This window comes from Streptomyces sp. TRM64462, assembly GCF_013362995.1.
In the GTDB taxonomy this organism is placed as follows: Bacteria; Actinomycetota; Actinomycetes; order Streptomycetales; family Streptomycetaceae; genus Streptomyces.
On sequence record NZ_JABWDV010000212.1, the window covers coordinates 1 to 17,541 of the forward strand.

The 17,541-nt window shown below is 69.6% G+C and carries 16 protein-coding genes; 6 read left to right on the forward strand and 10 right to left on the reverse strand.

The window, feature by feature from the left end:
- Positions 1-52: 52 nt before the first annotated feature.
- The gene (locus HTZ82_RS09590) at positions 53-1,015 is read right to left on the reverse strand and encodes a LysR family transcriptional regulator (RefSeq protein ID WP_175408892.1); all 963 of its coding nucleotides are present in this window, start codon (positions 1,013-1,015) and stop codon (positions 53-55) included.
- 63 nt (positions 1,016-1,078) lie between these two features.
- On the opposite strand from HTZ82_RS09590, the gene HTZ82_RS09595 reads away from it, so the two are divergent.
- The 3 genes from HTZ82_RS09595 to HTZ82_RS09605 all read left to right on the forward strand — a co-directional run bounded on the left by HTZ82_RS09595 (position 1,079) and on the right by HTZ82_RS09605 (position 4,330).
- On the forward strand, positions 1,079-2,380 hold the full coding sequence (locus tag HTZ82_RS09595; RefSeq protein ID WP_175408893.1) for an MFS transporter: 1,302 nt from the start codon (positions 1,079-1,081) through the stop codon (positions 2,378-2,380).
- Between the two features lie 152 nt (positions 2,381-2,532).
- Complete coding sequence (locus tag HTZ82_RS09600) at positions 2,533-3,270, forward strand: L,D-transpeptidase (RefSeq protein WP_175408894.1); 738 nt, start codon at positions 2,533-2,535, stop codon at positions 3,268-3,270.
- A gap of 82 nt (positions 3,271-3,352) precedes the next feature.
- The gene (locus tag HTZ82_RS09605; RefSeq protein ID WP_175408895.1) at positions 3,353-4,330 is read left to right on the forward strand and encodes a sigma-70 family RNA polymerase sigma factor; all 978 of its coding nucleotides are present in this window, start codon (positions 3,353-3,355) and stop codon (positions 4,328-4,330) included.
- Here HTZ82_RS09605 and HTZ82_RS09610 read toward each other — a convergent pair.
- From HTZ82_RS09610 to HTZ82_RS09635, 7 genes are all read right to left on the reverse strand, one after another.
- Positions 4,263-4,667 carry an STAS domain-containing protein gene (locus tag HTZ82_RS09610; protein WP_175408896.1) on the reverse strand — a complete coding sequence of 135 codons (405 nt, stop codon included), beginning with the start codon at positions 4,665-4,667 and terminating at the stop codon, positions 4,263-4,265. The two genes, HTZ82_RS09605 and HTZ82_RS09610, sit on opposite strands and share 68 nt — an antisense overlap.
- Positions 4,668-4,756: 89 nt before the next feature.
- Positions 4,757-6,034 (reverse strand): thymidine phosphorylase, encoded by a 1,278-nt coding sequence (locus HTZ82_RS09615; RefSeq protein WP_175408897.1) that lies wholly within the window; start codon positions 6,032-6,034, stop codon positions 4,757-4,759.
- Between the two features lie 120 nt (positions 6,035-6,154).
- The gene (locus tag HTZ82_RS32140) at positions 6,155-6,541 is read right to left on the reverse strand and encodes a cytidine deaminase (protein WP_302852219.1); all 387 of its coding nucleotides are present in this window, start codon (positions 6,539-6,541) and stop codon (positions 6,155-6,157) included.
- Positions 6,542-6,576: 35 nt separating this feature from the next.
- Positions 6,577-7,854: an ABC transporter permease gene (locus HTZ82_RS32145; protein WP_254711745.1), complete on the reverse strand. Its 1,278-nt coding sequence runs from the start codon at positions 7,852-7,854 to the stop codon at positions 6,577-6,579.
- Positions 7,851-8,960, reverse strand: coding sequence for an ABC transporter permease (locus HTZ82_RS09625; protein ID WP_175408898.1), 1,110 nt, complete (start codon positions 8,958-8,960; stop codon positions 7,851-7,853). Before HTZ82_RS09625 ends, HTZ82_RS32145 begins: the two co-directional genes overlap by 4 nt.
- A complete protein-coding gene (locus tag HTZ82_RS09630; protein WP_175408905.1) occupies positions 8,957-10,531 on the reverse strand; it encodes an ABC transporter ATP-binding protein in 1,575 nt (524 codons plus the stop codon). Before HTZ82_RS09630 ends, HTZ82_RS09625 begins: the two co-directional genes overlap by 4 nt.
- A gap of 258 nt (positions 10,532-10,789) precedes the next feature.
- Complete coding sequence (locus tag HTZ82_RS09635) at positions 10,790-11,836, reverse strand: BMP family protein (protein WP_175408899.1); 1,047 nt, start codon at positions 11,834-11,836, stop codon at positions 10,790-10,792.
- Positions 11,837-12,450: 614 nt separating this feature from the next.
- Between HTZ82_RS09635 and HTZ82_RS09640 the strand changes: the two genes are divergently transcribed.
- The 3 genes from HTZ82_RS09640 (at position 12,451) to HTZ82_RS09650 (ending at position 16,404) form a co-directional block, all read left to right on the forward strand.
- Positions 12,451-14,067 (forward strand): RICIN domain-containing protein, encoded by a 1,617-nt coding sequence (locus HTZ82_RS09640; protein WP_175408900.1) that lies wholly within the window; start codon positions 12,451-12,453, stop codon positions 14,065-14,067.
- A 727-nt stretch (positions 14,068-14,794) separates the two neighbouring features.
- Positions 14,795-15,535, forward strand: a complete 741-nt coding sequence (locus HTZ82_RS09645; protein ID WP_175408906.1) for a DUF6879 family protein — start codon at positions 14,795-14,797, stop codon at positions 15,533-15,535.
- A gap of 17 nt (positions 15,536-15,552) precedes the next feature.
- Complete coding sequence (locus HTZ82_RS09650; protein ID WP_175408901.1) at positions 15,553-16,404, forward strand: helix-turn-helix transcriptional regulator; 852 nt, start codon at positions 15,553-15,555, stop codon at positions 16,402-16,404.
- Between the two features lie 101 nt (positions 16,405-16,505).
- Here HTZ82_RS09650 and HTZ82_RS09655 read toward each other — a convergent pair whose 3' ends face one another.
- Complete coding sequence (locus tag HTZ82_RS09655; protein ID WP_175408902.1) at positions 16,506-16,946, reverse strand: VOC family protein; 441 nt, start codon at positions 16,944-16,946, stop codon at positions 16,506-16,508.
- Between the two features lie 177 nt (positions 16,947-17,123).
- Positions 17,124-17,387 carry a GntR family transcriptional regulator gene (locus tag HTZ82_RS09660; RefSeq protein WP_175408903.1) on the reverse strand — a complete coding sequence of 88 codons (264 nt, stop codon included), beginning with the start codon at positions 17,385-17,387 and terminating at the stop codon, positions 17,124-17,126.
- Positions 17,388-17,541: the final 154 nt, after the last annotated feature.

Sequence of the window (17,541 nt, forward strand, 5' to 3'; positions counted from 1 at the left end):
GCCCCCAGTTTCGGGAAGGGGCGGGACAGGGGACAGACCCGCCGGACACGACCTAATGCTCGGACTCACTCAGGAGCTTGCCCCGCCGTGACAGGAGGAAGCGTTTGAACGCCGCCACCGGCGGGGTCTCCGGGTGGCCGGCCTGCCAGGCGACGCCGATCTCGCGGGCCGCCCGGGGAGCCGTCACCGTCAGTTCGACAACGCCGGGGCGGGGCACCGCCGGGGGTGGGAGGAGGGCGACGCCCAGACCCGCCGCGACCAGACCGCGGAGGGTCTCCGCCTCCTCGCCCTCGAACGCCACGCGCGGGCGGAAGCCCGCCTCGGCGCACAGGTCGTCGGTGATGCGGCGCAGCCCGTAGCCGGGCTCCAGGGTCACGAACGCCTCGTCGGCGGCCTCCGCCAGGCGGATGCGCTTGCGGGCGGCCAGGCGGTGGTCGTCCGGGACCACCAGGCGCAGGCGCTGTTCGTCGAGGCGGCGGGCCACCAGGTCCGGGGCGTCCGGGACCGGGGACGTCAGGCACAGGTCCAGCTCCCCGGCGCGCAGCCGCTCGATCATGGCCTCGCCGTAGTTCTGGACGAGTGTGAAGCGGACCTTCGGGTGGTCGACGCGGAACGCCCGCAGCAGCCCGGGTACGGTCTCGGAGCCCATCGTGTGGAGGAAGCCGAAGGCGACCCGGCCCGCCGTCGGGTCCACGTCCGCCCGTACCGCCTCCGCCGCGCGTTCGACCTCGCCCAGCGCGCGCTCCACGGTCGTGAGGAAGGTGCGCCCGGCCGGAGTGAGCGCCAGGGTGCGGCCCTTGCGGGCGAACAGCGTCACGCCGAGGTCCTCCTCAAGGCGGGCCATCGCCCGGGAGAGCGTGGACTGCGGGACGCCGGTCTCCTGCGCGGCGCGGGTCACATGCTCGTGGCGGGCCACCGCCGCGAAGTACGCCAGGCGAGGCGCAAGCAGCAGCCCCATTTCTTCTTCGTTACTGTTCAGTGACAGCCAAGGCTGTGACCTGTAGTCATGCACCATGGGAACGATTAAAGCCGTTCCATGCATTGGACGCATGAACCGCCCCCTCCGTACGGTCGTGGCATGTCTCCCGCCAGTACCAAGGCGTCCACGACACCCGTGGACGCCGATACGCGCCTTGCCCCCGGACGTCCCGGCTACCGCCGGATGAGCTTCGCCCTCTTCGCCGCCGGGGTCGCCACCTTCGCCCTCCTCTACTCGACCCAGGCCCTGCTGCCCGCCGTCTCCGCCGACTTCGCGGTGACCGCGTCGGCCGCCAGCTGGACCGTCTCCGCCGCGACCGGCGCGCTCGCGCTGTGCGTGCTGCCCCTCAGTGCCCTGTCGGAGCGGTTCGGGCGGCGGGCCCTGATGACCGGCTCCCTCGTGACCGCCGTGGCCGTGGGGCTGCTGGTGCCGTTCGCGCCGAGCCTGGAGTGGCTGGTCGTGCTGCGTGCCGTGCAGGGCGCGGCGCTGGCCGGCGTACCGGCGTCGGCGATGGCGTACCTGGCGGAGGAGGTACGGCCGAAGGCGCTGGTCGCGGCGATCGGGCTGTTCGTCGCCGGCAACAGCATCGGCGGCATGAGCGGCCGTATCGTGACCGGCTGGGCCTCGCAGCTGTGGGGCTGGCGGGCCGGGCTCGCCGCGGTCGGTCTGATGGCGGTGGCGTGCGTCGTGGCGTACCGGCTGCTGCTGCCGAAGGCGCGGCACTTCACGCCGGGTTCGCTCGACCCGCGCGCGCTGGCGCGGACGGTGCGGACGCATCTGTCGGACCCGCTGCTGATGCGCCTGTACGCGATCGGCGCGCTGTTCATGACGGTGTTCGGCGCCGTGTACACGGTGATCGGCTACCGCCTGGTGGAGGCGCCGTTCTCGCTGCCGCAGGGTGTCGTCGGCTCGATCTTCCTGGTGTACCTGGTCGGTACGGTGTCGTCGGCGGCGGCCGGCAAGCTGGTCGGCCGGATGGGGCGGCGCGGGGCGCTGTACCTGGCGGTGACCACGACGGCGGCGGGGCTGCTGCTGTCGCTGTCCGCCTCCCTGTCCGCCGTCCTGGCGGGGCTCGTACTGATCACGGCCGGGTTCTTCGCCGGGCACGCCGTCGCCTCGTCGTCCGTGAGCCGGACGGCGACGACCGGGCGGGCGCAGGCGTCGGCGCTGTACCAGTCCGCGTACTACCTGGGCAGCAGCGTGGGCGGCACGCTCGGCGCGGTCGCGTACCACGCGGGCGGCTGGTCGGGCACGGTCCTGCTGGGCCTGGTCGCGGTGCTCGGCGTCGTGTCGATCACGCTGTACGGCACGCACAGCGCGCGCGTGGCGGACCGCCGGGTGCGCGCCTCGCAGCCGGGCCGCGAGCGGCGCGTCCTGGTCGCGGCCGGCGGGCCGCGCTGACGCCTGCCGACGTCGGCCGGCGACACTGCCGGTGACAGCCGGCGCCCGGCTGCGACCCTGTCGGCGACTGCTGGACTTTCTCTGTAACCGCGCGACTCCCCCGAGCGTCCTACGGGTACGAAAACCTCACCGGACGCGAGGGGGAGTGGCGTATGCGGGCACTACAGGGGGCGGGGCGCGCGGCGATACGGGGGACGACTTGGCGGCGGCGCGGCGGAGTCGCGCTGGGCGTCGCCGGTCTCGTCGTACCGCTGACGCTGACCGTGGGCGCGGGGTCCGCGCAGGCGGCGACGACATGCACGACGCAGACGGGCCCGTACCAGCGGCAGGTCGAGAAGTTCATGGGGCGGCCGGTCGACGGCAGGCAGTCGCCGGCCGACTGCAGAGCGACACAGACGTTCCAGCGCTGGCACGGCATCACACCGACCGTCGGTTACGCCGGGCCTCTCACCTGGCGCACCATGAACACGATCCTCCAGCAGCGTGCCGCCGGGAAGACGCCCAACAAGGCGGGCACGTGCCCGGTGAACAAGGGCCGTATCGCGTGCGTCGACCTGACCCGCCAGCTGAGCTGGATCCAGGACGGGTCGAAGCTGGTGTACGGGCCGGTGGCGGTGCGCACGGGCCGGGACGGGGCCGAGACCCGTACGGGCGCGAAGAAGATCTACTACCGGAACGTCAAGCACTGGTCGACGATCTACAAGGTGTGGATGCCGTACTCGCAGTTCTTCGACGGCGGGCAGGCGTTCCACTCGGTCACCAAGTCCATGTACAACCCGCCGGGTTCCGGTGGCTGCGTCAACATGCGCCCCGACGACGCGAAGGCATACTGGAACCTGTTGAAGAACGGCGACGACGTCTTCGTGTACGGGCGCAAGCCCGGGACGTGACGCGGGACCCGGCCGCGTTGTCAGTGCCCTCCGGTAGCTTCTTTTCCGGACGGCAGCACAGCGCGCGACAGGGGTGGACGCGATGGTCGATGTGGCAGCACCGCAGAACATGGATGCCCGCCTTGAGGAGTACCGGACGGAACTGACCGGTTACTGCTACCGGATGCTGGGCTCGTCCTTCGAGGCGGAGGACGCGGTGCAGGACACGATGGTGCGGGCATGGCGCAGCATCGAGAAGTTCGAGGGCCGTTCCTCGCTGCGCTCGTGGCTGTACCGGATCGCGACCAACGTGTGCCTGGACGCGCTGAACGCCGGCAACCGCCGGGCGCGGCCCATGGATCTGACGGAGTCCACGCCCGTCGCGCAGGCGCAGCTGTCCGCCCGCCCCGAGGTCACTTGGCTGGAGCCGGTGCCCGACGGGCGGGTGCTGCCGCAGGCCGCCGACCCGGCGGAGGCCGCCCTGGCGAAGGAGTCGGTGCGGCTGGCGTTCGTGGCGGCGCTCCAGCACCTGCCGCCGAAGCAGCGGGCGGTGCTGATCCTTCGGGAGGTGCTGGCCTGGAAGGCGAGCGAGGTCGCCGAGCTGCTGGACACGTCGGTCGCGTCGGTGAACAGCGCGCTGCAGCGGGCCCGGGCGACGCTCGCCGCGTCGGACCCGGAGCGGACGGACGCGGCCGACCCGCTGGACGAGGAGCAGCGGAGCCTCCTCGACCGGTACGTGGCGGCGTTCGAGGCGTACGACATGGCGGCGCTGACGGCGCTGCTGCACGAGGACGCGACGCTGTCCATGCCGCCGTACGACCTGTGGCTGCGAGGCCACGACGACATCGTGGGCTGGATGCTGGGTGTGGGCGAGGTGTGCAGGGGCTCGCGGCTGGTGCCGACGGTCGCGAACGGCACGCCGGCGTTCGCGCACTACCACCCGGACCCGGAGGGCGGGTTCAGCCCGTGGGCGCTGATGGTCCTGGAGATAGCGGACGGGAAGGTCGCCGGGATCACGTCGTTCCTGGATGTGAAGCGCTGGTTCCCGCTGTTCGACCTCCCGGACCGGCTGGAGGCCTGAGCAGCCGGTCCGCGAGGCCGACCAGGGCGAGGAGCGCTCGCAGGTCGGGCGCCGCGTTCCGTACGGACAGGGGGTGGCCGAGGCGGCGGGCGGTGAGGTGCAGGCGGGCGAGGGCGTCCACGGCGGCGAGGCCGGGGCGTACGAGCCCGGCCGCGTCGACGACGACCGGCGCCCCGGCGGCACTCCCTACGCTGCCTTCGCCTATGCCTTCGCCTGCGCCTTCGCCCAGGCCCTCGCCGGCTTTCAGGAGTGCGGTCAGCGCGGCGCAGAGGCGGGGCACGTCGGCGGGCTCGATCACACCGGCGACGCGCAGAACGATCGGATCCGTGTCATCCACATGAGACAGGACCCCCGACACGCCCGGAACTCATCGTCCGGGCGCGCCAGGGGCCCTGTCGTGGCAGTGCCGTGCTGTGCCGGTCCTGGTTACGCGATGCGGTCCAGGACGATGGGCCGCGCCGTGAAGTCGGTGCCCGCCGGGGCGATGTCCCAGGCGGCTTCGAGGGTCTTCAGGGCGTAGTCGAACTTCTCCGGCGTGTCCGTGTGGAGAGTCAGCAGGGGCTGGCCCGCCGTGACCGTGTCGCCCGGCTTGGCGTGCAGCTCCACGCCGGCGCCGGCCTGCACCGGGTCCTCCTTGCGGGCGCGGCCCGCGCCGAGGCGCCAGGCGGCGACACCGACGTCGTACGCGTCGAGGCGGGTCAGGACGCCCGACGACGGCGCCGTGACCACGTGCTGCTCGCGGGCGACCGGCAGCTCAGCGTCCGGGTCGCCGCCCTGTGCGGCGATCATGCGGCGCCAGACGTCCATGGCGGAGCCGTCGGCCAGGGCCTTCGCCGGGTCGGCGTCCTTGATGCCGGCCGCGTCGAGCATCTCGCGGGCCAGGGCGACGGTCAGCTCGACGACGTCCGCAGGGCCGCCGCCCGCCAGGACCTCCACCGACTCGCGGACCTCCAGGGCGTTGCCGGCCGTCAGGCCCAGGGGCGTGGACATGTCCGTCAGCAGGGCGACGGTCTTCACGCCGTGGTCGGTGCCGAGGCCGACCATCGTCGACGCCAGTTCGCGGGCGTCCTCGATCGTCTTCATGAAGGCGCCCGTGCCCACCTTGACATCGAGGACCAGCGAGCCGGTGCCCTCGGCGATCTTCTTCGACATGATGGAGGAGGCGATGAGCGGGATGGCCTCAACCGTGCCCGTCACGTCGCGCAGCGCGTACAGCTTCTTGTCGGCCGGGGCGAGGCCGTCGCCCGCCGCGCAGATGACCGCGCCCGTGGTGTCGAGGACGTGCAGCATCTCCTCGTTGGAGAGCAGGGCCCGCCAGCCGGGGATGGACTCCAGCTTGTCGAGGGTGCCGCCGGTGTGGCCGAGGCCCCGGCCGCTGAGCTGCGGCACGGCCGCGCCGCAGGCGGCGACCAGCGGCGCCAGCGGCAGTGTGATCTTGTCGCCGACGCCGCCCGTGGAGTGCTTGTCGGCGGTCGGGCGGGAGAGCGACGAGAAGTCCATGCGCTCGCCCGAGGCGATCATCGCGGCGGTCCAGCGGGCGATCTCGCCCCGGTTCATGCCGTTGAGCAGGATCGCCATGGCGAGCGCGGACATCTGCTCGTCGGCGACCTCGCCGCGCGTGTACGCGTCGATGACCCAGTCGATCTGCTCGGGGGTCAGCTCACCCCGGTCCCGCTTCGTGCGGATGACGGAAATCGCGTCCATGGGCTCAGTGTTCCTTCCGGCCGGGTGCGGCGGTGGGTCCTGCGCGCACTCTACGCGCATAGAGAGGGGGAAGAAGGGCGGCGGCCCTTGCTCCGAGGGGAGGAGTAAGGGCCGCCGGTCTCAGGTGAGGTGCTTCGGGCCGAACGCCTGCGGCAGCATCTCGTCCAGCGTGCGGATGCCGTCCGGGGTGTCCACCAGCAGCTCGCCGCCGCCGAACTCGTACAGCAGCTGACGGCAGCGCCCGCAGGGCACCAGGGTCTCGCCGCGGCCGTCCACGCACACGAAGTGCGTGAGCCGGCCGCCCCCGGTGGCCTGGAGCTGCGAGACGAGCCCGCACTCGGCGCACAGGCCGAGGCCGTACGAGGCGTTCTCGACGTTGCAGCCGGTGACCGTGCGCCCGTCGTCGGCCACGGCCGCCGCGCCCACCGGGAAGCCCGAGTACGGCGCGTACGCGTGGGACATGGCGTCCCGGGCGGCGGCGTGCAGGGCCTCCCAGTCGAAGGACAAGGCCGGCTCCCCGGCGGGCGGCCGCTGGGCGGACGTCACTTGCCCTGGCCCTTCTTGTACGGCATGCCGTTCGCCTTCGGCATCCGCAGCCGCTGCGCGGACAGGGCGAGGACCAGCAGCGTCGTGACATACGGGGCCGCGTCGACGAACTGGCTGGGCAGGACGTCGGTGGCGAAGTACCAGAGGAAGAGCACCACGGCGAAGACGGCGGAGACCACCGCGGCCGTGTACTTCTTCTTGTACAGCGTCCAGACGAGCGCCAGCACCAGCAGGATCGCCAGCAGGAGCAGCATCGCGTGGACGTTCTCGGCGCCGCCGCGCAGCTTGAGGCTGTCGGTGAAGCCGAAGAGCCCGGCGCCCAGCGCCATGCCGCCCGGCATCCAGTTACCGAAGATCATCGCGGCGAGGCCGATGTAGCCGCGGCCGCCGGTCTGGCCCTCCTGGTAGATGCCCGTCGAGACGATCGCGAGGAACGCGCCGCCGAGGCCGGCGAGGCCGCCGGAGACGAGGACCGCGATGTACTTGTACTTGTAGACGTTGACGCCCAGGGACTCGGCCGCGATCGGGTTCTCACCGCAGGAGCGCAGCCGCAGGCCGAAGCCGGTGCGCCACAGGACCCACCAGGTGGCGGGGACGAGCAGCAGCGCGACGACGGTGAGCAGCGACAGGTTGGTGATCAGGCCGCCGAGCAGCCCTGCCAGGTCCGAGACGAAGTACCAGTGCTTGCCCTGGAGGTCACCGAGCCAGTCGGACAGGCCGGGGATCGTGATGCGGTCGATGGCGTCGATGCGCGGGGACTGCTTGGAGGAGCCGCCCGGGGCCTCGGCGAACGTGAAGTTCGACAGGTACTGGGTGGCGCCGACGGCGAGGATGTTGATGGCCACACCGGAGACGATGTGGTTGACGTTGAACGTGACCGTCATGATCGCGTGGATCAGGCCGCCGAGTGCGCCGCCGACGATGCCGAGCACGACACCGGTCCAGGGGCCCCACTGGTAGCCGGCCCAGGCACCGAACCAGGTGCCGAGGATCATCATGCCCTCAAGGCCGATGTTGACCACGCCGGCCCGCTCGGCCCACAGGCCGCCGAGGCCGGCGAGGCCGATCGGTACGGCGAGCTGGAGCGCGCCGGACACCTGGCCGACGGAGGTCAGGTCGTTGGCGCCGCTGACCACGCGGACCAGCGAGAACAGGGCCAGTCCGGCCGCGATGATCAGCAGGATGACGGGCAGGGTCAGCTTGCGGTGGCCCCCGCCCTTGCGCGGCGCGGTCGCCGAGGCGGTCACCGTGCTCGTGGACTCGATCTCGCTCATGCCGCCACGTTCTCCTTGTTCTTGCGGGCCTGGGCGGCGAGCTCCTCGCCCACCTTCTGCTGCTGCCGGCGCAGGCCGTACTGCCGGACGATCTCGTAGGACACGACCACCGAGATCACGATGAGGCCCTGCATGATCGTGGCGATCTCCTTGTCGAAGTCCGGTGCGATCACCGAGCCGGACGCCTTCTCCAGGAACGAGATGAGCAGGGCGGCGAAGAAGATGCCGAGGGGGCTGTTGCGGCCGAGGAGGGCGATGGTGATGCCCACGAAGCCGACGCCGGCCGGGAAGCTGAGGCTGTACGTGTGGGTCTGGCCGAGCAGCAGCGGCATACCGGTCAGACCGGCGACGCCGCCGGAGATCAGCATGGCCGTGAGGGTCATCCGCTTCGCGTCGACGCCGCTGGCCTGCGCGGCGGAGGCGCTGGCGCCGGTGGCGCGCAGGTCGAAGCCGAAGCGGGTGCGGTTGAGGACGAACCAGTAGACGACGCCGAGGGCGAAGGCGACGAAGGTGAAGCCGTAGATGTTGCCGCCCTCGACCGACAGGCCGGTCATCCAGCCGGACTCGGCGATCTCGCCGGTGGTGAGGTCGTTGGAGCCGGGCACCTGCACACCGAGGTTGGCGGGCAGGATCATCCAGGCGATCAGGCTGGTCGCGATGGCGTTCAGCATGATCGTGGAGACGACCTCGCTGACGCCCCGGGTGCTCTTGAGGAAGCCCGCGATACCGGCCCAGAAGCCGCCGACGAGTACGGCGACGACCACGATCAGCAGGATGTGCAGCGGTCCCGGCAGCGTGACGGTGGCGCCGACGACGGCGGCGACCATCGCGGCGAGGCGGTACTGGCCGTCGACACCGATGTTGAACAGGTTCATCCGGAAGCCGACGGCGACGGCCAGGGCTGCCAGGTAGTACGTACCGGTCTGGTTGATGATCAGGACCTGGACGTCGGGGAACTCGACGGTCTCCATCATCAGGGCGTAGGGCCTGATCGGGTCACGGCCCGACGCCAGCAGCACGATCGAGGTGAGGACGAAGGCCACGGCCAGGGCGAGCACGGGGCCCGCGAGGCCCAGCAGCACCTTGTCCTTGTCGAACTTCTTCATCGGTCCTCACCGTCCGTGTTCTGACCGTGCTCGTGGTGCTCAAGGTGGCCGGCGGCGGCACCGGTCATGGCCGAGCCCAGCTCCTCGGGGGTGATCGTGGCGGGGTCCGCGTCCGCGACCAGGCGGCCGCGGTACATGACCCGCAGGGTGTCGGAGAGCCCGATGAGCTCGTCCAGGTCGGCGGAGATCAGCAGCACCGCGAGGCCCTCCCGCCGGGCCTCCCGGATCTGGTCCCAGATCTGCGCCTGCGCGCCGACGTCCACGCCGCGCGTGGGGTGGGCGGCGATGAGCAGCTTGGGCTGGTGACTCATCTCGCGGCCGACGATCAGCTTCTGCTGGTTGCCGCCGGAGAGGGAGGCCGCGGTGACCTCGATGCCGGGGGTGCGGACGTCGTACTCGCGGACGATGCGCTCGGTGTCCTCGCGGGCCGCCTTGGGGTCGAGGAGGCCGCGCCTGCTGTTGGGGGCCTCGGTGACATGGCCGAGGATGCGGTTCTCCCAGAGCGGGGACTCCAGCAGCAGGCCGTGGCGGTGGCGGTCCTCGGGGATGTAGCCGATGCCGCCCTCGCGGCGCTTGCGCGTCGGGGCGTGCGAGATGTCGACGCCGTCGAGGGTGATGACACCGCCGTCCGGGTCGCGCATGCCGATCAGGGCGTCGATCAGCTCGGTCTGGCCGTTGCCCTCCACGCCGGCGATGCCCATGACCTCGCCCTTGTGGATGGTGAAGCCGATGCCGCCGAGCACCTCGCGGACGACGCCGTCGGGGTCGACGGCGGAGAGCTGGAGGTTCTCGACCTTCAGCATCGGCACGTCCGTGACCGTCGACTCGCGGGTCTCGGGCGACGGCAGCTCGGTGCCGACCATCAGCTCGGCGAGCTGCTTGGTGGTGGTCGCCTTGGGGTCGGCCGTGCCGACCGTCGTACCGCGGCGGATGACGGTGATGTCGTCGGCGACCGACAGGACCTCGCCCAGCTTGTGCGAGATGAAGATGACCGTGAGGCCCTCGGCCTTGAGCTCGCGGAGGTTGTCGAAGAGCGCGTCGACCTCCTGCGGGACGAGCACGGCGGTCGGCTCGTCGAGGATGAGGGTGCGGGCGCCGCGGTAGAGGACCTTGAGGATCTCCACGCGCTGGCGGTCGGCGACACCGAGGTGCTCGACGAGCACGTCCGGGCGGATGTTCAGCCCGTACGCGTCGGAGATCTCCTTGATCTTGTCGCGGGCCTTGCCGCCGATCCCGTACAGCTTCTCGCTGCCGAGGACGACGTTCTCCAGGACGGTGAGGTTGTCGGCCAGCATGAAGTGCTGGTGGACCATGCCGATGCCGACCGCGATGGCGTCGGCGGGGCTGTGGAACGAGACGTCCCGGCCGTCGATGGTGATGGTGCCCTCGTCCGGCTTCTGCATGCCGTAGAGGATCTTCATGAGGGTCGACTTGCCGGCGCCGTTCTCACCGATGAGGGCGTGGACGGTGCCCTTGCGGACGGTGAGGTGGATGTCGTGGTTGGCCACGACGCCGGGGAAGCGCTTGGTGATCCCGCGCAGTTCTACGGCGGGGGGGCTGGACGCGTTGATGACGCACTCTCCTTGGCGAGAAAGGAGCGGAGAAGCAGGGACGGGCGGGGCACGCTGGGCACGGTGGGGCCACGGTGGGACTCGGTGTGATGTGGCCGAAGTTATCGCGCCGGAGAGGGTTCTACGCGCGTAGCGATCCCGAATGCCGAAAAGCCATGGCCAGAACCTGACCCGGGGTCCGGAGGGCGGTGACGTGCGCCGAGGGCGCCGCACCCGCCTTCCGGAGCCCCGGGCGAGGGTTCCGGGCCTGTGGCCGGGTTACGGGGCGGTCTTGACCTTGATCTTGCCCGCGATGATGTCGGCCTTGGCCGTGTCCACGGCGGCGATGACGTCGGTCATCTTGGTGAACGCCGGGTTGGAGGTGGCCAGGCCCACGCCGTTCTTGTCGAGGCCGTAGCGGATCTCACCGGACTGCGGCTTGCCGTCCTTGACCGACTGGATCAGGTTGTAGACCGCGCCGGACACGTCCTTGGTCACCGAGGTGAGGATGTAGTCCTTGTACGCGGCGAGACCGGCCTGGTTGTACTGGTCCGAGTCGACGCCGATGGCCCACTTCTTGGCCTTGGCGGCGGCCTCGATCGAGCCGGAGCCCGCGAGGCCGGCGGCGGCGTAGATCACGTCGGCGCCCGCGTCGATCTGGCCCTGCGCGGCGGCCTTGCCCAGGTCGGGCTTGGAGAAGCCACCGAAGTCCGGCGGCTGCGTCAGGTACTGGACCTTGACGTTGACGTTCTTGTTGGTGTCCTTCACGCCCTGGACGAAGCCCGCCTCGAACTTCTTGATCAGCGGGGTCTCGACGCCGCCGATGAAGCCGACGGTGTTGGACTTCGTCACCTTGGCGGCGGCGACGCCGGCCAGGTAGGAGCCCTGCTCCTCGTTGAAGACCAGGTTGGCGATGTTCTTGCCGGTCTTCGACGTGTCGTCGATGAGGCCGAACGTGGTGTCCGGGAACTTCGGCGCAACCTCGGCGATGGCGGGGGCGTACGCGAAGCCGACGCCGATCACCGGGTTGTTGCCGGCGCGGGCGAGGGAGGTGAGGCGCTGGACCTTGTCCGGGTCGCCCTCGCCCTCACTGGGCTCCGCCTCGGTGCCCTTGATGCCGAAGTCCTTCTCGGCCTTCGACAGGCCGGCGTACGCGGCGTCGTTGAACGACTGGTCGCCGCGGCCGCCGATGTCGTACGCGATGGCGGCCTTGCCGCCGTTCGAGTCGGACCCGGCGTCCGACTTCTCACCGCCACAGGCGGTGACGCTGAGCGCGAGCGCCGCGGACGCGATGCCCGCGGTGGCGATCCTGGTGATCCGGCGCAAGGGGGGCTCCTTCGACCTGACCGAAGCGCCTCTTCCGGCGCTGGTTTCGCCGCGATCGTAACGCGCGTAGATGTCAGATAAAGCCCTGTACGGAAGCCGTTATCGATTCGTCGCGAACCGGCCGCGTCGTGGCCGCGTGGCGGTGGCCCGCGGCGGGTAGGGACGCGCCCATCCTGGCACCCCCTCTGGCCTGCACCGACCCGGCACGCCGGGCTCTGCGCCGGATGGCGGAGGGGGTGCTGCGCGTGGCGGGCACGGACTGGGAGGCGCGTGATCCAGCCACGGGGCGACGCGGCGGAACGGGCCAGGCCGCCCCGCACCCCCTGCACAACCGCGCCCTCACCGGATGGGCCGGCGGGCCCTGCGGCAGCCCGCCACGCCCGAGGCGACTCCAAGATCATTTACGGAACCGCCTCTAGGGAAATGCCCTAGGGCGGTCCCCTGGCGCAGCCCACACACTCGTGCCGCGGGTTGCCTCAAGGAAGCGGCTTCCGGCCGAAGGAGCGACCCTCCGCCACGAGGAACACCTGCCTAAGCAGGCGGCCACCACTCCGGCCCGCCTTTGGATCCCAGTCGGGCCGGAAGCGGTCCTCAATGGAAGCGGAGACGAGTACATGAGATCGAAGAGAAGGCGACTGGCCGCCTTGGCCATGGCGTCGGCGCTGACAGCGCCCCTCGCCGTGGCATCGTCGGCGGGTACGGCCACCGCGGCACAGTGGGAGAGCTGGCTCTACACCCCGAAGCTGCGCGTCGACGCCCAGAAGACCACCGCATGGGCGGCAAGTTGCCCGGCGGGCACGATCGTGACCGATCAGAAGAAGCACGAGGGCAACGCCTGGATCACCGTCAGCCACACTGCCATCACCGACGGGGGACGGGAGCAGCAGTGGGCGTTCCGCAACAACCACATGGGTGACGCCCAGATCATCCGCTTCGCCTACAAGTGCTCCGGCACCCCCGAGAAGAGCGTAAGACCGCAGAAGTTCCCGGACACCCAGTACGACTGCAACAAGAACACCAAGTCCTGCACGACGCAGATTCTCAGCGAGACTCCGGACGAGTTGATCTACTCGGAGGTTGTCAACAAGCCGGAAGCGGTCAACTGCTCACTGCAGTCCACCGGCCAGAAGAGCATCAGCTGGGGCAAGTGGCAATACGCCAGCTACACCTTCACCCAGGGCCGTCAGGTGGGCCTGACGATCGGAGGTGACGACAAGCTCACCAGTACTGGGACCGGCCTCTCGGGAAGTGTCAATTTCACGCTCAGCCGGCAGGAGTCCTACAACTGGACCAACGCGAAGTACGTCGACGAGACGTCCTCGGTCAATATCCCGCCACGCGGCGTCGCCGAGATCGAGGTACGCCTCGACACCATAAAGGTGCACACACGCAACCAGGTCACGTACCGCGACGGCGTCACCGTGTACCCCGAGGGCCCCAACGACCCCAACACCAACCTCAACAAGGGGACGTGGCAAGAGGACGTCGTCGCCGAGAACATCGTCCTGAACAGCGACGGCAGCCCCAAGGGGACCGTCGTTCTCAACGCCAGGCCGATGACGGACTACGAGCAGGTCAAGTACTGCACGAACATCAGGCACCTGGCGCCGACGACCGGTGAGGGATCTCCGAACTACCAGATCGCACTCGCCAGCGCCAACGACGAATCCGCCTATCGCGAGTGGGACGGGACCTACACCATCGGCGATGCCTGGCCGGCGGGCTGGGAGACCAACTACATCCTGGACGTCCGCCACAACAGCACGAGCGACGGAGCCCCCGTTCAGACCTACTGGAGGAAGCCCTCCGGAGATCAGAACCAGCAGTGGATCCTCGATCCTTCGGAGAGCGCCCCTGGGTACGTCTACATCATGAACGCCCGCAGCGGGAAGTGCCTCGACGTTCAGGGAGAGTCCACGGCGGAGGGCGCCCCCGTCACCCAGTACCAGTGCAAGACGGATTCCACGACGCCCGGAGCCGAGCGCCCCGACAACCAGCTGTGGAAGCTCGTATGGAAGGGCAACTGGGGCGAGTACGAACTCGAGAACAAGAACAGCGGAAAGGTGCTGAGCGTTCCTGCGAGCGTCTGCTCCTCCACGACCACCGGTTTCCCCAACTACACAGAGGCCCAGCTTGTTCAGCGGGCACGGTGGAGCAGCGGGCGGACCAATGGCTCCGACGAGGGTCTGCAGCGGTCCTGCCAGCGGTTCGCATTCATCCCTCTGTCGTGACCTGACTCACGACGTGGCACGGCCATGAGTTCGCGGCCGGGCACCGTGTGACGCCTCCCCGCTTCGGCGGGGAGGCACTCGGCGTGCGGTGGATGGAAATGATCAACCGCCGACCGGACACGGCCTGGGGAGCGTGCGTGCCAGGCGTACCGGATGCCAGATCGAACAGCAGCCGCAACGCCACCCGTCGCGTCCGCCCGCGACCGCGATTCCCCGGAGTCTTTCAGGCCTGCCCGCACCGCGGGCACGCGCACGGAGGCCACTGGGCGTCATGCAGCGGCTCCAGAGCGTCGTCACCCTGCACCGTGCGCCTGGGCTCCCATGTCCGCCCTCCGTCCCGCGACACCCTCATCGTGAGAAGCGGCCGGTCAGCGGTGAGGGCCTTCACTGGCCCGCCCCGTCGTGGTGACTGCGCAGCTCGACGTTCAGGTCGGTAACCCTGGACAGGTCCCCCCTGCCCCGAGCCTCAGCACGCTGCCCCACCAGCGCCCTGCAGACGCCACATCCGTCCACAGGCTGGGGCTCCGGGCTGGGCAGGGACAGGTAGACGGGTGGACTCATCGTCGTCTTGGTCGGCATGAACGAGACGCTATGGACGGCAAGTTGAGGCTGCGTGAGGATATTCTCGATTATTCGCCTCTGAAGGCCGGCCATGCATCGACATTCGGCCGAGCCGGGCTCCATGCTGTGGTTCAAGGCTCTTCAGCGAAGAAGAGAGAGGCGGATCATGGCACGCAGGTTGCGCTTCAACGGAACCGGGTCGGGCGAAGACGGCTGCCCCTCCGTGCACGAGGACCTGGACACCGGGGAGATCATCATTCACGGGCCACCGCTCACCGACCTCGACGACATCACCCAGCTCCGTCACCTCGGGGAGGGTGAGGTGCCTATCGTTGTCCCGCGAGAGCTGCTGGTGGACTGGGGGCCGAAAGAAGTGACCCGCGACGCGAGGATCATCGACCTGGATGCCTTCGGAAGGCTGTTCACCACGTTCGAGCACACCGCGTGGCGGCTGGAGACCCGGCGCCGCTACGCCTCCGACGAAGCCACCGACACCTACAGCCAGTTCGTCGAGACCGGCACGGTGCGCTGGAATCTCGAAACACCGTGGTGCGAGAACCGCCGCAGGCAGGCCGAGCTGGGCAAGCGTGTCGAGCGCGTCCGTGTCGTCGACGACCCGCCCACGATGGGGCAGCTCTACCTGCTCGACAACGCGCGGCGCAACAGTGCCGTAGGCGAGGAGATCCGGAACCTTTCCCGGTCGGAGGCACAGCGCCTCCGGCTTCCCGACGAGGATTTCTGGATCTTCGACTCGCGACTGGTGGCTGTGCTCAACTTCGACGACGCGGACAACCTGGTCGATGTGGAACTGATCGCCGAGCCGGCTGAGGTGGTGCGGTACGCGCGCGTGCGGGATGCCGCCTGGCACTACTCGGTGCCCTACGAGGACTTCGCGGCTCGACTGTAGTCGGCGAGCAGGTTTCGGTGAGCACAGACTTTCAGCGGGCACGTGCAGCTCTGGGGGCCAGGCTTCGAGAACTTCGCCGGTCCTGTCCTGGCGGTCCGCTCACCGGTACCCAACTCGCGGAGCGGCTGGGCTGGGCACAGTCGAAGGTCTCCAAGCTGGAGAACGGGCGACAGACCGCGACGACCGAAGATCTACGGGCATGGGCCGAGGCGACTGGCCGGCCGGAGTCCATCGGTGAACTGGCCGCCCGCCTCCGGGGCCTTGAGTCGGACTACCGGTCGTGGCGGCGTCAACTGGCGGCCGGACATCGCCCCGTACAGGACGCCCTGAACGCAGAACACGCGCAAACGAAGATCTTCCATGCCTGGCAAGGCACCACGGTCCCAGGCCTCTTGCAGACCGCCGACTACGCCCGTCACATCTTCATCCGGTACGCCGAACTGCACCGCTCAAAGCGCGACACCGAGGAAGCCGTGCGATCGCGGCTGAAGCGGCAGGAGGGCTTGTACGACTCCGGCAAGCGGTTCCACATCCTCATCGGCGAAGCCGCACTCCGCTCTCTGATCTGCCCGCCTCCTGTGCTGGCCGCCCAGCTCGACCGGCTGACAGGAGTGGTCGGCCTCGACACTGTGAAACTGGGAGTCGTCCCGTTCGCCGCATCGCTGAAGCTCCCGCCCGCGAACGCTTTCCTCATCCACGACGAAAGGCTCGTGATCGTGGAGGACTGGCACGCGGAACTGTGGATCAACGACCAAGACAGCGTCACCACGTACCTGCGCGTCTGGACAATGCTCCGCGAGTCCGCGGTGTACGGCACCGCCGCCCAACGGGTGATCCACGAGGCCCGCCGGAGCCTGGGCGAGCCATGAACGACATCATGGTCCGGGCGGCAACTGATCGACGCCGTACGGTTCCGGGTCCGCACCGGCGACCCGTGGCGGGACCTGTCCGCCGAGTGGGCCGTGGGCACTCAGCCGCCGAAACCGGTCAACGCGCCACGGACATCGAACCTCGCGCTGGGCGCCCAGGCGATCTCCCAGCGATTGCCTTCCGGGTCCGCGATATACGCCGACCGGCCGCCCCAAGGACGGTCCACCGGATCGGCAACCGCGATGGCACCCGCCGCCACCGCGGCCGCGAAGGCGGCATCCACTTGGTGACGGCTGTCCACATTGCAGGCGAGCGTGATCCCCGACCACACAGCGGGAGACGGGATGGCGGTCGCCGCCTCGTCAGCCAGCTCATCCACGGGGTACAGCGCCAGCAGCACACCACCGAGCAGGAAACCCGCCCAATCATCATCGCTGGAGGGGATCTCCTCCCATCCCAGACCGCAGTAGAACCGGCGCAACCTTGGCAGGTCACGGGTGCCGAGGGTCACCACAGAGAGACGAGAGGGCAGCTCAGACATGGCCACGATCATGGCGCTGACCAGCTTCCGGCAACAAGCAGGCCGCACGCACTTTCGACACGCGCCGGCGAGATGCCCGAGGCCAGCGATGCGGTCCGCGAGCTGATCGCCCGCTGATCCGGCGGCGTCTCTCCGCCGTACGGCCCAGCACGACCGCAGGTCGGGGGCACCCGCAGCTCAGTCAGCGGACTCGTCGGCCGACGCCTCGCGCTCGTCCGGGCGTAGGACGAAGGTGCCCATGCCCGCTTCCGACCGCGTGAGCCCTTCCTTCTTCACGGCCTCCATGGCCCGCTGCGCGGTCGAGTTCACGACACCGAACTCGTTCGCGAGCTGCACCACGCTCGGGATCTTGCCGCCGGGTGGATAGGTGCCGTTCTGGATGCGCTCCAGAACGATGGCCGCGATCTGGGGCCACATCGCGCGAGTTCGATCAATGGACATGACTCCAGTTGAGTACTCCTCGGTATTCTTCGCATCTTCAGTGCACCTCGGTACACTTCGGTACGCCAGCGCCACGAAGACCCCCGCGACGCGGCGAACGTCCGGGGGCGTGGCCACCAGCTGTCGAGGAGCTGATGACATTGAGCATTATCCA

What these genes read in the sequence shown, in the direction of transcription:
- HTZ82_RS09590 (WP_175408892.1), bottom strand. Translation starts at nt 1,015, where the DNA reads ATGGTGCATGACTACAGGTCACAGCCTTGGCTGTCACTGAACAGTAAC.
- HTZ82_RS09595 (WP_175408893.1), top strand. Translation starts at nt 1,079, where the DNA reads ATGTCTCCCGCCAGTACCAAGGCGTCCACGACACCCGTGGACGCCGAT.
- HTZ82_RS09600 (WP_175408894.1), top strand. Translation starts at nt 2,533, where the DNA reads ATGCGGGCACTACAGGGGGCGGGGCGCGCGGCGATACGGGGGACGACT.
- HTZ82_RS09605 (WP_175408895.1), top strand. Translation starts at nt 3,353, where the DNA reads ATGGTCGATGTGGCAGCACCGCAGAACATGGATGCCCGCCTTGAGGAG.
- HTZ82_RS09615 (WP_175408897.1), bottom strand. Translation starts at nt 6,034, where the DNA reads ATGGACGCGATTTCCGTCATCCGCACGAAGCGGGACCGGGGTGAGCTG.
- HTZ82_RS32145 (WP_254711745.1), bottom strand. Translation starts at nt 7,854, where the DNA reads ATGAGCGAGATCGAGTCCACGAGCACGGTGACCGCCTCGGCGACCGCG.
- HTZ82_RS09625 (WP_175408898.1), bottom strand. Translation starts at nt 8,960, where the DNA reads ATGAAGAAGTTCGACAAGGACAAGGTGCTGCTGGGCCTCGCGGGCCCC.
- HTZ82_RS09640 (WP_175408900.1), top strand. Translation starts at nt 12,451, where the DNA reads ATGAGATCGAAGAGAAGGCGACTGGCCGCCTTGGCCATGGCGTCGGCG.
- HTZ82_RS09645 (WP_175408906.1), top strand. Translation starts at nt 14,795, where the DNA reads ATGGCACGCAGGTTGCGCTTCAACGGAACCGGGTCGGGCGAAGACGGC.
- HTZ82_RS09655 (WP_175408902.1), bottom strand. Translation starts at nt 16,946, where the DNA reads ATGTCTGAGCTGCCCTCTCGTCTCTCTGTGGTGACCCTCGGCACCCGT.
- HTZ82_RS09660 (WP_175408903.1), bottom strand. Translation starts at nt 17,387, where the DNA reads ATGTCCATTGATCGAACTCGCGCGATGTGGCCCCAGATCGCGGCCATC.